This window comes from Sanguibacter sp. A247 (genome assembly GCF_052324925.1).
Taxonomy (GTDB): Bacteria; Actinomycetota; Actinomycetes; order Actinomycetales; family Cellulomonadaceae; genus Flavimobilis.
Genome location: NZ_JBQPRE010000002.1, coordinates 788,927 through 806,841, shown reverse-complemented (window position 1 = coordinate 806,841; position 17,915 = coordinate 788,927). Strand labels below are relative to the sequence as shown.

Sequence of the window (17,915 nt, the reverse complement as noted above, 5' to 3'; positions counted from 1 at the left end):
TTGCGCCACGAAGGACCGTGACGTTCGACGAGCAGGCTCTATGGACAGCGCTCATATCGATCACCTCCCACGACTCCAAGAATCGGTTTCTCCCACCAACCTGTGAGCGTTGAGCAGAGTTCACCCGTAAGAGAAGCCGCCTCAACTCGTCGCAGTACGCGACCGTCAGCCATGAGCACCGTCGCGCTATCCCCCTCCTTCGCAAACACGAACGCCGTCCGTTCTACGCCGGAGAATCTGACCGTCTCTGGGGGCACCCAGGGCGTCGGAAGCGACGCAAAAATGAGAAAGATGAGCCCGCCAACAGCCACGCTCACCGTCTCGAACTTCGACGCACCTTCCGCACTCGCCGCCGGCGCAAAGCCTCCCTCGCGTCTTGATTTCTCCGTACGCCTGATCGAGAGTCGTCGCACTACGACGCCGACGATCACCAGTAGCGCAAGGGCAATAATCAGCATTGTCGGCACGATTAATACAAGGAGAAGCGCTGGCCAACTCTCCATAGTCCGCGCAGCCGCACGCTCCACCGGGCTGCGGGTATTCAGTTTGCGCTCGACGACCGGCACGAACTTAATCGCCACTACGCCATAAAGAACAGGCAGTATGCCCAGGAGCGTTCCAGTGAGCACGTCGACAGTCCCACTTGCAGCAAGAATGCCAAAGGCCGTGGTAATGTCCCAGCCCGCCACCGCCAGAAGTTTCAGGCAAATAGCAATCGACGTTAAGGCGCCGACGATCAACCCAACATGCTGCTGCCAGGCTAAACCGAACCACTGGATGGAGTCCGACTTCTCGCTGTTCATGATCCGATGCTCCCACACTCGGCACGAGTCCCCGCCGCCTCGACCGAGATCGGGTCTGCTGCACGAGTGGAGTCCCTCAATTTGGCTCGTCGCCGACGCGGTGGAGGTCAGTCGATGAGGCCGCCAGCGGCGAGCAGGATCCGTAGCCGATAGTTGCCGCGGTTGCGATAGTCGCGGACCTGGCGCCTGAGGAGCTCGATGATGCCGCCGACGGCCTCGGTGCCGCCATTGTTTGCCCTGTTGGCGCCGGAGCAGGCCCCGGACGCCTTGCACCAGCGCCGCGGGGCCCGTCCGCGAAGGGCAACCTCGGGAATCGGGGGCCGAGTCCCTCGACAAGACTTCGATGCGCACAAGTGGAGTTGGTCAGCGCGCGTAGTCAAGAGGTAAGAAGGCGTTCTCACGCTGCCACGCCTCGATCTCGGCGGCTGTCGGCGCGCGCCGGTCGTTCATCCACGCGTCCTTGTAGTCGTCAGTCTGCGTCGTGCCCTCTACGCGAAGGTTCGACGGCGGATTGGTCCGCTCATCGTCACGTCGGGCGACGGGCTCCGGCGACAGGCGTGAGGTCACGACGGCTCGACAGCAGGGCGACGTCCTTGGGACTGTTGCTCCGCCGGAGGCTCTTGAGCACCGCCTGCTGAGTCTCCGGCGTCCAGAAGACCTTCAGGCTCTCCCGCGCCCGGGTCACCGCCGTGTAAAAGATGCTGTGGGTGATGTCATCCTCATTGGCGTCGGTGATGACGACCTTGACGGAGTCGTACTCCAGGCCCTGGGCCTTGTGGATCGAGACAGCGTAGGCGACCTGGAACGGGACCGCGGTGTTGACCGAGTCGTCGTCCTCGTCGCTGGTGTCGTAGTCGTAGACAGTGAAGCGCACGGTCGTGCCCTCTACCCATTCGAGCTCACCACCGACAACGTCGAACTCAGTAAGCGGCCTGTCGAGTTCGACGTCGAACTGGATCTGGCCCAGGTCAACGCCGATGTCCACGATCTTGCCCTTGAGGTTGTTGTAGATGACCGGCCAGAAGCGCTCGGTGTCGTTGAACAACACCGGGTCGCCGACCTTGTAGGTCGAGACGCGCCAGGTGACCGCCGGGTTGGGGTTGCTGCTCTGGAGGAAGCGGTTGACGTTGTTGATCCCGTAGAGGCCGTCGTAGTTGAGGCACAGGATGATCTCGTCGTCGCGCTGCGCCTCGAACAGTGACTTGTCGAGCACCGTCGAGTAGCCGTTGCGGGCGATGACTTCGGCGATGTCCTCCTCGAGGTTGCGCACCTTGTCCCAGAAGCTCAGGAGCGACGCGTTCGTGGTCCGGTAGGGCGTGGTCAGCTCAAAGACCGAGGTGCTCGGAACGAACGAGGGAATGATGCTGAACCAGTTGCCGAACTTGATCGACTCGATCTGGTAGATGTCGCCGACCAGCACCAGCAGTTTGAACGACGTCTTCTCCAGCACCCTGAGCAGGTCGGCATTGCTGACGATGCTGCACTCGTCGATGACCAGGAGGTCGTACTCCAGATCCAGCCCCGTGCGGTAGATCTGGCTGGCGATCGTCCGGAAGGTCGAGTTCTGGGCGGTCACCTTGCGCTCAAGGTTGCCCTTCGCCGGGTTGGTGTGGGCGAGGAACAACTTCGTCTTGTCGTTGAAGTACTGGGCGATGTGGTCGACCATCGTGGACTTGCCCGTGCCGGCGGCACCGTAGATCAAGGCGACCTTCGACTGGCAGAAGAGGCGCTTGAGGGCGTCCCTCTTGACGTCGTCGTCAATGCCACGAGGAGCCCCGTCCAGCCAGCGCTCGACCGCCGCGGTGTAGCCGTCGATCCCGGACGACGCCCTCTCCTGGAGCTTCTCCAGGATAGCGACGGCGTCGTCCTCGTATCCCCGGATGAAGACGTGGCCCTTGTCCTGCACCAGCTGGCGCTCAGCGTGCTTGTAGTAGAGCTTGCCGTTGTAGGTGGCGATCAGGCTGGTGACGTCTCCCAATGCTTCGAGTTCAGCGACGGGCGTGTAGAGCATTCCGTAGCTCTCGACGTTGATCCGCACCCGCCGAGCGAGCAGCTCATGCTCCCGTCCGGTCGAGTCGAGGCTCTCAACGAGGTCCCAGTAGCGGGCGTTGTGGCCGACCGGGGAGCTGCAGAAGGGCATAGTGTCGAACGGGATGCAGCCATACTGCAGGTTGAGGTCGGACAGACGGCCGCACTGCTCCCAGTAGTACTGCGACTTGAGCGCTTCGTTGCGCATCCGAAGCATGAGGTAGCGGAGCATGTTGTGACCCGGGGCGCCGGACCGGATGATCCGGCGAGCCTCGTCGAGCACCGGGAAGATCTGCGGCTTGGTCGCGGTCGCCGTGCCCGCAGCCCGCATCGCTGCGTACTGGGCCCCGGACATGTCCATGAGCTCGAGCAGGCTCCCCGAGCCCACCGTGAGGCCGTTCATGAGGTAGCGGTACTCGGCCATGCCGACGCTGACCTCGAGCGAGACACCCAGGAGCCGCGCGAGGTTGTTGAACTCGCAGGGACGGATCGAGACCTCCCAGGCGGTGATGATCGTGATCGGCATCGTCTGGTCGAGGACGTGGATTGAGTCGTGCTGGAGGGTCAACATGGCCGAGTACTTATCAGTCATGTCAATGTCGGTGAAGGCGATGATGCGGTCGAATTTGCTGACCTTGTTGACGGCCCGGTAGAAGGTCACTTCGTAGTAGATGCGTCCTCCGACGAAGAACGGACGCGTCTTGTGGATGTAGTAGCGATCCCGCGCTCCACTCCCCGACCCCGTCGGACGAAGTGCCTCGATCCGGGAGGCGATCTTCTCGTGGTACTCGTGCAGGGACGGGTCGAGGTCGACGGGGAACGACTCCAGGTTGGTGAGCACCTCGATCCCACAGCGGTCCTTGAGCAGCATGCGGATGCGCAGCAGGTACTCGTAGTACTTGAGCATCAGGCGCTCGGACGCATCCCCGTCCATGGTGTAGTGCGAGGCGCTCGCTTCGAGAAACTTGTGGAACCGGCTCAGGAAGCTGTACTGGCCCTTGCCCTTGATGAAGGCCAGCCCCTGCCCGATCGCGGGGTAGTTGTACTCGGCGTCGGACGAGCCCAACTGGAGACGGACAGCAACGCCCTCGACAAGGTTCCGGAGCTGCGCGAGAACGTTCTGGGACAGAAGATCACGCTGGCTTGTCAGCGAGGCAATGTTCTGGCAGATCGCCTCGTCGGTGCTCCTAATGTGCTCCCCGACAGTGGTCACGACTTTTCCCCTACTCCGCCTGTCGTTCCGTCTCGCACTTGCTACCCTGCTCGCGCTCGCGCTGGCGCCAACCCCGCACGAGGCTGCCATCATGCCCATGAACCGCCGTTCGCAGCGCTCAAGGTGCAGGAACATGTGAAAAAATGCGTAGGGCCCTAAGCGCCGGATCTTTGACACGGGTGTGATTACGCAGCCGTCGGTAGTGTAGCGGTACCGCCGGTCTCGTGGGCGATCGACGATGTGTAGCGGCACCACGGTTAGCGTCACTTGGTGTTGTCGCGGACGAGCCACCTGAAGATCCCCTCCGGCGCGTAAACTCGTCGGTCCAACAGACTGCGTCTCGGAGGCCTCGCGCTTCATCGAGTCGTTGAACGACTCCGCCAGGGCGTTGTCGGCCGGGGAGCCCACGGCACCCATCGGCTGAGTGACGTCGATCTTCTTGCACTACCGGCATAGGCCTTCGAGCAGCCCCGCACGAAGCGCCGCCCCGCACCCAGCGATTATGGCGCCGTCACTATGAACACAGCATTGATGGTGTCGTTGGCCAGAGTCCCGGAGTAGCTTTGCAAGACGCTCACTCGGGACCGCTGCACGGATTACTCAGAACGCGCTCAGCTCACCCTCGACATCGGCACGATAGCGTTCTTCGCGGATCCGATATCGCGCTGCCGACGACCAACGAATGAGAACACGAACGGACCGCTCCTCCAGCACCTCCCAAAGGACACCGATCTGTCACGTTGGAGCGCGGACGATCTCGCCGCCGTCTCCAACGCGGCAACAGCAAGGCAAGACACCTGATCGGCTGGAAGACGCCCGCGGAGGCGTTCGCGGAGGATTTCGCCGAACTTCGTCCGTCGATCGAACTACCCAGTGTTGCGACGACAGGTTGAATCCGCCCCACGTCGCGACCCCCGCGACGCTCGGCGAGCTGGACCTTCGTGCTGCCCGACCGCCCCGGGACCTTTCTCACAAACACCATTCAAGGGCCCTACCGTGAAACCGCGGTGTGTCACTTGATGCCGACGTGGCACCCTCACATGCGTAAACGCGATGCCGAACCCAGATCCTGGCTCAAGTGGCACGAGTCAGGTCAGAGGGCACCTCGAGGAATCCGACCAGCTCCACCGCATCTGGCCTCCGCGAGGCGAACGTCGCGAACTGAGCGAAGGTGAATCGTAGGAATGGAAGCAGCGGAGTCCGCGGCGCAAGTGGTGGCGCGAGCTGGCGACAGCTCCGGACACCACCAGTTGGAAGCGGAACGTACCGCAATCGTCACGCTCTATTAGGCTGGCACGTCACCGCGGCAGCAGTCGTTGAAGTCCAGGGTCAACGACAAAATGATCCGTCGCCCTACTTGTGTCTCTTGCTGATGCGAAGCGACGCGCCTTCAGCATCAGCCTTAGTGACGATTCCGCGCTGTTCGAGCGACTTAAGAAGCGCGCGGTTCGCGGCTGTATCCGGGATGGTCGGTCGGTCACGTCCCACGTGCGTTAACTGGGCGTATGCGCCGCCAATCGCGTGCAGCATCGTGAACAGCCGGGAGTCATCGACTACCCCCAAATGTGGCTCGAGTAGTGCGAGCGCGGTTGCGGCGACGACACGATCCGCGGGCAGTTGCACGACGACATCGAGCGGGAGTCCACGCCCATTCGCAACTGCGAACCGGGCGAGCTGACCTCGGCCAGACGCATCACTGGCACTCGCGTAGTCGGCGGCTTCATCCAACGTCTTGAGCTTGACCGCCTTGCCAATGCTCGTGCTCGCGAGCAATGATGCAAGATCTTCCCCGACGAGCTCTGGGGTCATGAACGACTTGAACTGGCGTGAGACACGAATCAGCTCCTCGCGCCACTTCCAGTCGACCCGGCCAAGGTGTACGTATGTCCCCGCATCGTCAGCAATTAGATGGCTCTCAAGAAGTAGAGGAAACAACATGCTGTTGGAGGGGGCAATCGCAGTGGCGTCGAGCGCCTCACTCAACTTGAGGCTAACGACAAGCGGCACGCGGATCGTGGAGTGAATGTGTGTGCTTGCGGCGAGGATCGCCAGCGCAACGCGATCCTTGTCCGCATCCGCGGCGTCGTCAACGGCGCTAATCGCGCGAGCTTCTATGAGGAGTTCGGCCAAGTCGGCATCGATCGAATCGCTCGCACCGAGGTACGTGATGACGTTTCCGAACGTCGCCGGGAAGCGGCCACATCTTGCGAGCACTGGCCACGATGCTTCGGCCACGTCCGCCAGATTGAGGACGCGAGTCTCCGCGTTCGCTCCCACGATGATGCCCTCAAGGCGATCTGCGTCGTGTTCGAGGACGTCCTCGATGATCGCGGCAAAGCCATCCGATGACTCGACCGTGGTGGAATTCCCCTCGACCACCTTGAGGTAGTCCTCGAGATTGTCGAGCAGATACTCGTAGACCTTCTCATCAAGAGCGCGGATCGAATCGAGCGCGAGGTCAGCATCCTTGCCGAGCGCGGCGAGGAGGTTCGACTTCGAGATGACGTAGCCATTCCGGGAAACGAACGCCCTGCGAACGGCCTCGGTGAGGGCGTTGAGATCAACTATCTTGATCCCCGCCATGAGGAAGAGAATCGAGATGCTCGCGGCCGTCTTGGGGTCTACGGCATCCTTGGTCAACGCAGGAAGGGATCTGTAGTGCTCCGCGAGGTAGTGGGCGGTCGCGTCGTCGGTTGAATATTTTGTGCCGTGCGCGAGACTCGCGAGAGCGTCGCTCACGAGTTGGAGACGCGTGGCATCATCGAGCTCCGCCTCCGATACGAGGTACGGCAGGACTCCGGTCGACTTGCGCAAGAGACGCCCCAGGAAGCGGGCTCTCTCCTGCCCTGCGTTGAGGTACGCCTGGAGAAAATCGCGAGCCGAGTCTCCGAGCCGCGCGACCGATGTAACCATGATGTCGGCGGTCTCGACATCGGTCTGGAGCAGCCGATCAAGAATGGCGATGTTGTAGAGCGCAGGATCACCGAGCGCACCCGTTCCACACTCGCGCACCACCGAATCGACATCCTCGCCTGACAGCTGGAAATCGACATCGATCAGGCCCTGTTCGACGTGGTGGATGATGAAGTTCGTTGCTGCCGGCCCCACTCGGTCGCCGTGGAACGTCGATGTGTAGAGAGTGAAGTTCTTGTTGATGTAGCCCTCGCGGATCAGTTCGTACGCGAGGCCGCGAGTCAGAAGCTTCTCAGCGACCGCCGCGAGCGACTGCTCCTCCTCCTCGTACTTCACGAGAAACTCCGGCCGCTTCATGACGCCACCCATGTCGGCGCTCCGCAGGAACGTGAGCTGCTCAACCAGGGTAGCCAGCGTGTCGTTGAGGGCGTCTTCGTCGGCCTGCTCCCACGCCGCCGCATCGATCGAATCCCCGAGCGCCTCAGCCAGGTCCTCCCGCGTGAAGCTCATCGTCTGGTTGTAGTAGCCGTTTCGCCAGGTGAGGGCCGCGCCCTCTGAACTTGCGAGTTCCAGCCAGAACGCCGGCTGCTTTAGATCCGAGGCAGATCGTGTAGTTGACCCGAGTGCATACTGCGGGCTGTGCTCCGGGTACCCGGCTGCACGTGCGGTTCGAGCTATGTGCGCCAGGAGCGACAACCCGAGCCGTTCGCTCCGTTCTGCGGACTTGCCGTCGCGAGTGAGCGCAGAACGCGTGGCGCGGATCTCGCGCTCAACTCGTCGAATGTTCGCGCTCACGAGCTTGCGATGTGCGGCGTACAGCTTGTCCAGCTTGCTGCTTCCGAGGCGGATGTTCTCGAAGTCGCTGAGGTGGGTGCTCTTGTAGAGCATCATCGCAAAGAGGTCAGTCTCACTGAGGTCAAGCTCCTTTCCGTCACCGGAGAAGATCCTGTCGCGAAACACGACGAACTCATTGCGGACGTTCTTTAGCAGCCGCATGTCTGGCACGAAGCGTCCCGCACGGTCCACGAGGTCGGGGGAAACTGTGTGCTCAAGCCCGTCAAGCAGCTTGCTGGCGAGGTTGCGAGCACTCCGATGGGTGATGAACGGCACGACCGGGATGACGAGATCGAAGAACTTCGTGCGATTGGCGCGAACCGACTCAGCCTCAGCGGGATCGGTGATGTCCTCGAGCGCGACGTCGTTCCTGCCCTCGGACTCCAGCCCTATGCGGTCGAAGATGCTGTCCTTGATTGCGTAGACGAAGCGAATGGTCCGACGCGACCGATCAATCTCAGGCGCTGCGTTAAGGAGGGTATTCAGCGAGCGGAGCGTCTCAAAAATATGTGAGTCGTTGAAGCGATCAATGTCTTCGAAGACGACCACGTCGTAGGTCGAGGTCTCGAAGAAGTACACGATCTCGTCCAGGTATTGATCGAAGTACGACACTGACTTCTCGTCCAGAGTGACGGCGGCAGGGCCCGCAGAGAAGGTCTTGATATGCACACGACCGTGCAGCAGGAACTTAACTCCGAAGGCGGCTCCGGTCGCCAGGACAAGGATCAGAGGATAGACCCAGAGTGCGAGATCAACGAGTGGTTTGAGCGTCGCCGTGATGATCACGCCCCATCCCGCAAGCAGAAAGATGACTGTCATCGCGAGGCCGACAATTCCAGCGAGCGCGAGGTCGCGCTTCCACTCGAACCGCTCGATGCGGCGAAACCTCGATCCCGGTGTGCGGTTGGGATCCTCGCGGTAGAGAAGTTGCTTGACAATCTCTTGCTGAATGCGGTTCGTCGGAGTCGTTGCTTGCACGGGCACCGATCCATCGAGGGCCGAGGCCTCGATTGGTGCGAGGGTCGACAGCGACAGTTCGACAACTCGCCCGTTCTCAAGTTCCGAAAGGCGCTTCAGGATGCTACTCTTGCCGACTCCGTAGTTGCCAGAGAGCGCGATGTTCTTGATCTCAGCGTTCGCCAGCGCCTTCGTGAGCGCCGCAACATACGGCCCGTGCTCGGGCGCCAGGTAGCCCGGAGTGAGCGCCAACAGGTTCCACGTCGACGATGATTCCTGGAACTCGACGGCGCCGGATGCGGCAGCGGGATTCGTCATCGCAAGTCCTCCTGAGCCTCGCCAATCAACAAGCCAGCCTTGTCGGTCGTGTAGATGTAGTCGACCGGCCCGACCGGTGCGGCTTCGAAGTGGTGCTCGGCGAAGCGGATGCGCAACGCCTCGTCCCAGTCGGTGTTGTCGAGGTTGCAGGTGACCTTGGTCTCGCAGACGAGGTACAGCCACCGAGTGCCGTTCTCGTCGTAGACGATAGCCGAGCCCGGCGAGCACTCACCGACAGATGCGCGGACGCGGAAGCGGCGCGGCCGCTTGGTGAAGAGCTTGATGTGATCACGGTTGGTCTCAACCTGCGCGACGAGAGCGGGCTCGACGTGGCTGTGGTGTTCGACGTGGTCGTAGAGGTTGACGCCGCCCTCGGGCGCGGCGATGGCGCCATTCTTGGGGTCCGGGTTACCAGGTAGCGGCTGTGGCGGGTTCTTGGACACACCTTCGAAGAAGACGACCCCAGCATCCCCCAGCCGGGTTCGTCGATGGGCTCGTAGCTGATGCCGCGCACCATCTGCTCGATGGTCACGATACGGACGGCGTTCGCCATGATGCGTGCCCAGCGGTCAGGATCATCAAGGACGTGCCGGGCGTAGTCACGTTCGGGGTACTTTACGATGTCGCGCAAGACCCCAGCCAGGGTCGGGCGGGTGGGTTGGAGCGGGAACTTGCCGTACTGGAGCTGATCCTCGATAGGCTGCGTGACGTCAGGCAGCCGCTGTCTCACGATGACGATGCGCTCACTACGCGGCTCGGCCACCGCAGAGTCCGCCGTGATGACGTGCACCTCGTAGCCGTAGACGAGATCAGCGGGCTGCACAACGTTGGCGCGGCGCTCGATGAACTCGAGGTCGGCCAGGCGCTCGGATGCGGCGACCACGATACGGAGTGCGCCCGGTTCCACCGTGACTCGGCAACGCGCCTTGAAGCGCATCCGCCCCCAAAGCTCGGCGACCTCGGGGCTCTCGAACAAGGCTGGGCGCCTGCGGCCGATGACCACCTTGTCGGCGTTGTCAATCTCGGGGCCAGCCTCGCGGGAGCAACCACCAGAGGTGATGTACGCCACGTTCAGGCCTTCGCGGAACTCGGTGAACGACTCGTCCACGATGAGAGTCAGCCGGTGGACCGCCGAGTCCATTACGCGGTGGGCGTTCTGGTCAAGGGGCAGACGCAGGCCGCCCGATCTGCTGGACGGGACTGCTGCACGGATAGGTGACACCTGGCCTGTGGTGCCTGCGGGCGCTGCTGGAAGGATGCGTCCCGTGCCCAGACCTCACCCCAAGGAGTTCCGCGACGACGTCGTGGCCATCGCCCGCCAGGGCGAGACCCCGATCAAGCAGGTCGCGAAGGACTTCGGCATCAGCGAGTCGTGCCTGCGCAACTGGCTGCACCAGGCCGATGTCGAGGACGGCGCCAAGCCCGGCGTGACGAAGAGCGAGTCGACCGAGCTGCGCGAAGCCCGCAAGCGTGTGCGGCTGCTGGAGCGGGAGAACGAGGTCCTGCGCCGCGCGGCGGCCTACTTCGCGCAGGCGCACCTGCCGGGAAAATGAGCTACCCGCTCGTCCGAGAGCTCGCCGATGACGGGATCCCCGTCGCGGTGACGTGCCGGGTGCTCAACCTCGCCACAGCGCCGTACTACGGGTGGCTCGCCAACCCTGTGAGCCACCGTGAGTTGGAGCAGGCCTACCGCGCGAACGCCCTGTTCAACGCCCACCGAGATGACCCGGAGTTCGGCTACCGGCTGCTCGGGGACGAAGCCCGCGCGGCCGGCCATCACGCGTGCGACCGCACGATGTGGCGACTCGTGCGCGACGGGCGCTGGTGGTCCGTGTTCGGCAAGAAGCGCGGCAAGAACAGCAAGAAGCCCGGCCCGCCCGCGCACGACGACCTCGTGAATCGGGAGTTCACCGCCTCGGCGCCGAACGAACTGTGGCTGACCGACATCACCGAGCACCCCACGAGCGAGGGCAAGGTCTACCTCTGCGCGATCAAGGACGTCTACTCCAACCGGATCGTGGGCTACTCCATCAGCGACCGCATGAAGTCCTCCCTGGCCGTCGACGCCCTGAATTCCGCGGTCGCCAGACGCGCCGTCGAGGGCCGCGAGGTAGCCGGCTGCATCGTGCACAGCGACAGAGGCAGCCAGTTTCGAAGCCGCAGATTCCTGGCAGCGCTGCGGCGCCACGATCTGCGCGGATCCATGGGCCAGGTCGCCTCCGCGGGCGACAACGTGGCCATGGAGTCGTTCTTCGCGCTGCTGCAGAAGAACGTCCTGGGCCGGCGCCGCTGGACCACCCGCGAGCAGCTGCGCATCCGGATCATCACTTGGATCGAACGGACCTACCACCGCCGCCGCCGCCGCCAGGCCCGTCTCGGACGCTTGACCCCCATCGAATACGAAGCCATCATCATCACTCAGGTCGCACTCGCCGCCTGAGAACCGCTGTCACCTATCCGTGCAGCAGACCCGTCTGCGTCTGACCGTGTAAGCCGCAGGCCCCGCACTCGTGTGCGGGGCTCTGCGGTGCGTGAAGCGTCAGTCTGCGACGAGGATGAGCCAGGACTCAGGGCCGCCAATGGCGTTCTTGACGTAGGACTTGGCGTCCTTGAGGGCCTGCTCCTTGTCGGAGTAGACCGGGCAGTTGTCGGCGAAGCCCTTCGTGAGCTCCCAGACGTCGTAGACATCGGGCGCGTACGCGCAGCGGTCGATGCCTCGGTTCCGGTGGAGGACGATTGCGTACTTGCCCGTGCGCTTCGTGATCTCGGCGGAGAGCTCTGAGGCGGCCGCGAGACCAGCCATGCTGCTCTCCAGCGTGGCCTTCGGCTTGAAGATCGTCGTGTCCTTGAGGCGCTCGACGTCCTTGGCGACGGCCTTCGGGAGAGGCTCCTTGGCCTTGACAGCCACGATCGTGCCGTCGGGCAGCTCGTAGCCCTTCGTGCCGATCGGTAGCGTCTCAGCCTCAGCCTTGGTGAGCTTGTCACCGGCCTTGACCTCGACGGGAGCCGAGGTGGTGGCCGTGTCCGTCGGAGCGGCCGAGCCGGTGGCGTTGGGGGTCGGGGCGTTGTCGCCGGGCTGGGTCGTGGTGTTGACGCCAGTGGCGTCCGGGGTCTGGGGTGTGGCGGTGTCCGTGGTGCAGCCGGCGAGGACGCTGGCGGCGGTCAGGAGGGTCACCATGCCCACCGTGATCTTGCTGTGCTTCATGGGGGTGTTCCTCCGTGTTTCGTTGCGGGCCCGACCATCGGGTACCGCTGATGGTCGCGAGCCGTGAGCGCGCTGGGTCACACCGTGCTCGCTGGGGAGCGTGGTGCAACGTTCTCCCTTGCCCTATCGGGTGACCGGGTGAAGAAGTGAAGGCGACGGCTCGAGCTGCGACTCGCTCGGCCCCTGGACACGCGCGCTCGACTGCTGACAGTCCGCCGCGTGATTCCCTCCTTCTCGACGAGCGACGAGCTCGACCTCTCCCCTGGCCTCCCCGTGCTCAAGTGGGTGGGAGGCAAGCGCCGACTGCTGCCTCGCATCACACCGCACTTCGCGGGACGGTCGAACGTGGTTGAGCCGTTCCTCGGCGGTGGGGCGCTCGCGTTCCACCTCTCGGGGACACACCCAGGGCTTCGTGTCCTCGGCAACGACTTCCTCGCCCCTGTCGTGGAGATCTACGAAGCCGTCCGCACCGACGTCCAGGCGTTCATCGCCGAGGTGGACTCATACGCGGTGCCGTACCTGGCGCTGGAGGGCAAGGCAGCGCGCAGGGCGTTCTACTGCGAGGTCCGCGAGAAGTACGTGGGCCAGGCGATCGACGGGCCGGCACCGCTGTTCTTCATGCTGTGGTGTGCCTACTCGGGGCTGTACCGGACGGGGAAGAACTCTGGCGGGCGGTTCAACACGTCGCATGGGTTCGGTACGGAGAAGCCGGGCTTCTACCATCCTGAGCGGGTCAGGCGTGCTGGGGAGTTGATGCGGGCGTGGGAGTTGATGAGCGGTGACTTGGGACTGCTGCACGAATAGGTGACGTTCATCCGGCTCGATCGCCATCAAGAATGGCGCTGGTATGATCGCGCGAGGTTCAAAATGAGGGGCCTGATCAGAGGAGCGGTGGCCGTGGTTGACGAAGTGAAGTATGAGAAGACATCCGTCTCGAAGTTTCGCCACAACAGGAACGCCGCCGTCGCGGAGATGGAAGGGCGCGGCTGGGAACTCATCGACGAGGACGAGGGTCGACTAAAGGTAACATTGCACTTCCAACGACAGAAGAAGCCCGTCAACAGGCTTCTCGTGGGTGGCCTTGCGGCGGTCATGGTGACGCTGTTTGCAATGATTGGCATTCTTGCCACGCTGGAAGACGACGATGAGAAGCCTGCGGCGAGTCCAACCACCACTGCGGCGAGTCCAACCACCGCCGCGGCAGATGATGCAACTGACGCGGTCAGTAGCGAACCGTCAACCGAAGCATCAGACGAGGCTGTGACAAAGCCCGCTGAGCCTGAGGCCACTGAGCCTTCAGCAACCGAGATTCTAACGCTGGAAAACGACAAGACCTTCGCGGCGATTCTTGCAGAACCCGAGAACTGTAGTAGCGCGATCGCGGGCTGGGTTGAGGAGCACGAAGGAGCGGTCATTCAGTTCGATGGCAGCATCGGTGCAATGGGTAAACACGGGGACTATGACACCCGGTACGACATCTTGGTGCTTCCTGGCGACGACGGATCCCAGACTGGCATTGGGCCGTCGTTCCAGTTCCGGGACGTCAACATGTCCGACCTGCACCTCGCCGGTGACGTACCGGAGGCAATAGGTGTCGATGACAAGCTCGCCGTCACCGCTGAGGTTGTCGGCGAGATCTACCCGAGCCGGGACAACTGGAACTGCCTCGTCTACCTCGACCCAATCTCCACTGAGGTTCGCTGACGCTCGGAGCCGTCTTGTGCGGTTGACCCCGATCGTGTTCGAGACCATCATGACCACTCAGGTCGCACTCGCAGCCTGAACCTGACTGTTTCGCCCCGGGTCTGATGGAGGCTCTCATTACTGGGAAGGATGATGAGAGTCATGGCAGCACCGAGGAAGTACAGCGTTGAGCTCCAGCATCGGGCGACGCGGATGGCGATGGACGCCAGGAAGGACCCCGCAGCCGCTCGTGGGGCGATCAAGCGGGTCGCCGATCAGCTGGGGGTTCACCCCGAAGCGTTGCGGACCTGGGTCCGGCAGGCCGAGATCGACGGCGGCGTCCGACCGGGCACCACGACCGATGACGCGATCCGGCTGGCCGAGCTCGAGCGTGAGGTCCGCGAACTGCGCCGGGCGAACGAGATCTTGAAGACGAGCGCAGCTTTTTTCGCGGCCGCGGAGCTCGACCGCAAGATCAAGTAGAGGTGCCCACCGCGGTGCTGGTCGACTACATCAACCGGCACCGCGACCGGTTCGGGGTCGAGCCGATCTGCACCGTCCTCAAGGACGCCGGCGTGCAGATCGCCCCGAGCACCTACTACGCCGCCAAGAAGCGCCCGCCCTCGGCACGTGCCCTGCGGGACGCCGAGTTGATCGTCGACATCAAGACTGCGCACAAGGCCAACCTCGGGGTCTACGGCGCCCGCAAGATCCACGCTGAGCTCAACCGTGAGGGGCTCACGGTTGCCAGGTGCACCGTCGAGCGGCTGATGCGGGCCGAGGGCCTGCGCGGCATCGGTCGGGAGAAGACCCGCAAAACCACCATCGGCGACGACACCGAGACCGAGCGACCCGAGGATCTCGTAGACCGTAAGTTCGTCGCGACCGCGCCGAACCAGCTGTGGGTGGCCGATCTGACGTATGTCAGAACGCACGCGGGGTGGACCTATGTCGCGTTCGTCCTGGACGTCTTCAGCCGGATGATCGTCGGCTGGCAGGTGTCCACGTCGCTGCGCACCGATCTGGCGCTCGACGCCCTCGACATGGGCCTGTGGGCACGGCAACGCGCCGGCCAAGACGTCACCGGCCTGATCCACCACAGCGACAGAGGAGTCCAATATCGAGCGGTTCGCTATACCGAGCGGCTCGCCGAGGCCGAGGCCGTCGCGTCCGTCGGGTCGAAGGGCGACAGCTACGACAACGCCATGGCTGAGGCGCTGAACTCGCTGTTCAAGGCCGAGTGCATCCGCAACCCGGTCATGCGGCCCCAAGGCGGCTGGAAGAACGTCGGTGACGTCGAGATCGCCGTTGCCGAATACGTCGACTGGTTCAACCATCGACGGCTTCACGGCGAGATCGGACTCGTCCCACCAGCCGAGTTCGAGACCCACCACTGGGCATCCCAGCCCACGAAGCACTACCGTCAGAACCCGGTCCTCTCCGAGGTCGGATCCAACTAACCGAGCCTCTACGAAACCCGGGGCGAAACAGACTGTCACCTGTTCGTGCAGCAGTCCCCGTCCGCTGTTTCCCGGACCGGCCTGTTTCCCGTCATAGGAAACAGGCCGATCCGGGAAACACTCTTCGCGTACTGCGACTGCTCGGTCGCGACCTGCCGCTGCAAACCGCAGGTGCGTCGCCGGCGCGCGGGCCCGACGAGAACACGACAGGACACCCGAAGAGCACGGCCAGGACGTGCCGCGCCAAGGGACTTGGAAATCGAGGAGCACTTCAACAGCACCACCGCCGATCGCCGGGTGTCACCCGTCTATGCAGCGCGCCTCCCCCCGGCGCTCTCTGCCGCGAGCAGCGTGGTTGGCGCCCGCTGGCCGCGTCGCCGGCGGGCACGAACGCCGGGTCGAACTCTCGGACACTTATGTCTCGTGGAGCTCGGTGGCCATCGCGTCGTCGTCGCCGGGCACCAGCAGGACTTGGTCGCCGGGACGGATGTCGCGGACGTCGGATCCTGCGGGAAGGCGCACAGATCGCGCGCAAATCCGGACCTGGACGTTCAGGGGGTAGGTCCTGCCGCCCAGTGTGACTATGACAGGCCGGATCTGCCCCAGTGCCATCTCCCCGCGCACGACTGCGGTCAGCGATGCCTTGAAGCGTTCGAACTCATCGCTGCCTGTCGGAGCGGGGACTGCGAGCCTTGTCCAGCGGTCTAAGAGCGTCTCGCCGCCGACGACGGAGACCACGCGCCGCAGAGCGTCGATCTCCCCGACTCTTACGTTTCCCATCGGCGGCATCACCAGCGGCACATCCGACACCGCGCTCAGAGATGCGAGAAGCTCGGAGACGGGGAGCACCGCACCGGCGAGATCGGCGGGGAACGTCGCCGCCCACGGCACCATGCTCTCGCCCTCGGGTGACCGCAGCCGCAACGTGCCCTGGTCTGCGAGTGCCGCGAGTGCGCCGGCCTCAGCGGCGACAGGCGCGACTGCAAGGCCGGCCGCGTCCAGCGACGTCACCTTGATCTCGGCTTGGTGCCCTTCCTCGGCCCGTATCTCGACGCGGAGCGTCCTTTGCGGTGTCTCGAGTACACCCCGTATGCCGCCCTCGAAACCGGATGTCCACTCGATGGTTTCCAGTACCCAGCAGAAGGTGACGGCACCGTTGGCGTCCTCGCCCTGCAGCATCAGACTCGGCCAGGTCTGCTCCACCGGGAGTATCGAGCTCAGCACGTCCCGGGGCCCGTGCGCGAAGGGACCGCCTCGGACTTCAACGATCGACTCCGCATCCTGCAGTGGGGTGCCGAACTTCACCCAGTCCTGGAGGGCGGCATGCTCCTCTGTTCCCGGGACTACCGTCACCGACATCTTCACGGAGATTGGATCCATTACGTGCGCGTCCGCGTTCCGGGGGACCACTGACTCGTACGCCCACTGTCCGCCACCGCGCGGCCACACCCGGTGCATGACGCCTGCGTCTCCGGGCGCTGGCCACGGGATGGAGCCGTCCACGGTGGTGCGTGTGCCGCTGTCGATCCGGTAGTACCGGTCCAGGCTGTCGCGGATGACGTTGAGCGCCTCCTGTTGAACGCCGACGGCGTCGAGAGCCGTCACCGTATCGGCGGTCGCTACCGACGTGCGCGCCAGCATCGCCTTCGCTGCGACGTTCCTTTCGAGGACGCTCACTCCGTGGATGGCGAAGTCGAGCTGCTCAGCAAAGCCGTCCATGCCTTGCAGGTACTCCGCTCCCTGCCACTGACATGGGAAGGCTGCCCCGGCTGTCAGTGCACGGAACTCGGTCGTCCACTTCTCGGTCGGCGTCCATGGCGTCACGAGCCAGTAGCGCAGCACTGGCTTGATGGCGGTTCCCGGACGTTGGCTACCGTCCGGCGCAAGTCCGTACGTCTCGCAGAACCGGCGCCACGAGTTGCGGACCTTTCCGAACTCCGAGGACGTCATCCCTGCCGCGTACTTCTTGACCTGCCAGATCTCGTCGCCGTCAGGAGTCTCCCGGATGACGTCGACGCCGCCGTCGCCGCGGCCCGGGGTCACGCGACGGGCCGCTCCCTTGAAATGTGCTATCAGCACCGTCGCGCACAGGTCCTCAACTGCGTCTCCGGAGGCACCCCGTGCCCATCCCACCAGAAAGTTCATGTCACCAGGCTACTGACCAGGTGCGATCTCAACACGCATACTCGTGCAGTGCAAGGCACTGCGTACACAGGGGGGCAGAGTATGCCCATGTACGGCGAAAAGCCTGACACGCCTACCATCACAAGCCAAGCACCGCCAAGGAGGCCTCGGCCATCACCACCCAGGACCACCGAGTGGCACCCGCGAGTGGATGTCCACCTCCGCCTGTCACACCGCCATTGAAAGGACCTTCCAAGAGCCCAAGTCCCGTTCAGGGAAGAGCATGACTCGCGGCTGGATCCGAACGGTCCCGAACGCCGGGACACACCAAGACCTCTATGTAGACCCGGGTGGTCAACGCCGCTCCATCGGCATGA

General features: G+C 63.7%; 12 protein-coding genes, 1 pseudogene and 1 other annotated feature. Of the genes and pseudogenes, 5 read left to right on the top strand and 8 right to left on the bottom strand.

The window, feature by feature from the left end; all coding sequences use genetic code 11:
- Window positions 1-38 precede the first annotated feature (38 nt).
- The 6 genes and pseudogenes from ACTVCO_RS07760 to ACTVCO_RS07735 all read right to left on the bottom strand — a co-directional run bounded on the left by ACTVCO_RS07760 (window position 39) and on the right by ACTVCO_RS07735 (window position 9,509).
- Window positions 39-803, bottom strand: a complete 765-nt coding sequence (locus ACTVCO_RS07760; protein WP_443727818.1) for a hypothetical protein — start codon at window positions 801-803, stop codon at window positions 39-41.
- Window positions 804-1,166: 363 nt separating this feature from the next.
- Window positions 1,167-1,370 carry a hypothetical protein gene (locus tag ACTVCO_RS07755; RefSeq protein ID WP_443727817.1) on the bottom strand — a complete coding sequence of 68 codons (204 nt, stop codon included), beginning with the start codon at window positions 1,368-1,370 and terminating at the stop codon, window positions 1,167-1,169.
- Entirely contained in the window at window positions 1,330-4,179 is a 2,850-nt protein-coding gene (locus ACTVCO_RS07750; RefSeq protein ID WP_443727816.1) for an ATP-dependent DNA helicase, read from the bottom strand. The genes ACTVCO_RS07755 and ACTVCO_RS07750 overlap by 41 nt, the downstream gene beginning before the upstream one ends.
- A 50-nt stretch (window positions 4,180-4,229) precedes the next feature.
- A pseudogene (locus ACTVCO_RS07745) lies at window positions 4,230-4,511 on the bottom strand (integrase core domain-containing protein); the annotation flags it as partial.
- A gap of 886 nt (window positions 4,512-5,397) precedes the next feature.
- Complete coding sequence (locus ACTVCO_RS07740) at window positions 5,398-9,066, bottom strand: YobI family P-loop NTPase (RefSeq protein ID WP_443727815.1); 3,669 nt, start codon at window positions 9,064-9,066, stop codon at window positions 5,398-5,400.
- Window positions 9,063-9,509 carry a restriction endonuclease gene (locus ACTVCO_RS07735; RefSeq protein ID WP_443727814.1) on the bottom strand — a complete coding sequence of 149 codons (447 nt, stop codon included), beginning with the start codon at window positions 9,507-9,509 and terminating at the stop codon, window positions 9,063-9,065. Before ACTVCO_RS07735 ends, ACTVCO_RS07740 begins: the two co-directional genes overlap by 4 nt.
- Window positions 9,510-9,652: 143 nt before the next feature.
- Between ACTVCO_RS07735 and ACTVCO_RS07730 the strand changes: the two genes are divergently transcribed.
- Together ACTVCO_RS07730 and ACTVCO_RS07725 are read left to right on the top strand one after the other, a co-directional pair.
- Complete coding sequence (locus ACTVCO_RS07730) at window positions 9,653-10,285, top strand: hypothetical protein (protein ID WP_443727813.1); 633 nt, start codon at window positions 9,653-9,655, stop codon at window positions 10,283-10,285.
- 46 nt (window positions 10,286-10,331) lie between these two features.
- A protein-coding gene (locus tag ACTVCO_RS07725; RefSeq protein WP_443727812.1) for an IS3 family transposase occupies window positions 10,332-11,506 on the top strand; the annotation gives its coding sequence in 2 pieces (ribosomal slippage) (window positions 10,332-10,610 and window positions 10,613-11,506; 1,173 coding nt in all).
- A 99-nt stretch (window positions 11,507-11,605) separates the two neighbouring features.
- Here ACTVCO_RS07725 and ACTVCO_RS07720 read toward each other — a convergent pair.
- On the bottom strand, window positions 11,606-12,271 hold the full coding sequence (locus tag ACTVCO_RS07720; protein ID WP_443727811.1) for a hypothetical protein: 666 nt from the start codon (window positions 12,269-12,271) through the stop codon (window positions 11,606-11,608).
- A 219-nt stretch (window positions 12,272-12,490) separates the two neighbouring features.
- Between ACTVCO_RS07720 and ACTVCO_RS07715 the strand changes: the two genes are divergently transcribed.
- The 3 genes from ACTVCO_RS07715 to ACTVCO_RS07705 all read left to right on the top strand — a co-directional run bounded on the left by ACTVCO_RS07715 (window position 12,491) and on the right by ACTVCO_RS07705 (window position 15,414).
- Entirely contained in the window at window positions 12,491-13,075 is a 585-nt protein-coding gene (locus ACTVCO_RS07715) for a DNA adenine methylase (RefSeq protein ID WP_443727810.1), read from the top strand.
- Between the two features lie 63 nt (window positions 13,076-13,138).
- Window positions 13,139-13,975 (top strand): DUF4839 domain-containing protein, encoded by an 837-nt coding sequence (locus tag ACTVCO_RS07710; RefSeq protein ID WP_443727809.1) that lies wholly within the window; start codon window positions 13,139-13,141, stop codon window positions 13,973-13,975.
- Window positions 13,976-14,116: 141 nt separating this feature from the next.
- A protein-coding gene (locus tag ACTVCO_RS07705) for an IS3 family transposase (protein ID WP_443727808.1) occupies window positions 14,117-15,414 on the top strand; the annotation gives its coding sequence in 2 pieces (ribosomal slippage) (window positions 14,117-14,411 and window positions 14,411-15,414; 1,299 coding nt in all).
- Window positions 14,395-14,544 (top strand) — a sequence feature (AL1L pseudoknot). (Overlaps the previous gene by 150 nt.)
- A gap of 414 nt (window positions 15,415-15,828) precedes the next feature.
- Here ACTVCO_RS07705 and ACTVCO_RS07700 read toward each other — a convergent pair.
- Window positions 15,829-17,559: a hypothetical protein gene (locus tag ACTVCO_RS07700; protein ID WP_443727807.1), complete on the bottom strand. Its 1,731-nt coding sequence runs from the start codon at window positions 17,557-17,559 to the stop codon at window positions 15,829-15,831.
- Window positions 17,560-17,915: the final 356 nt, after the last annotated feature.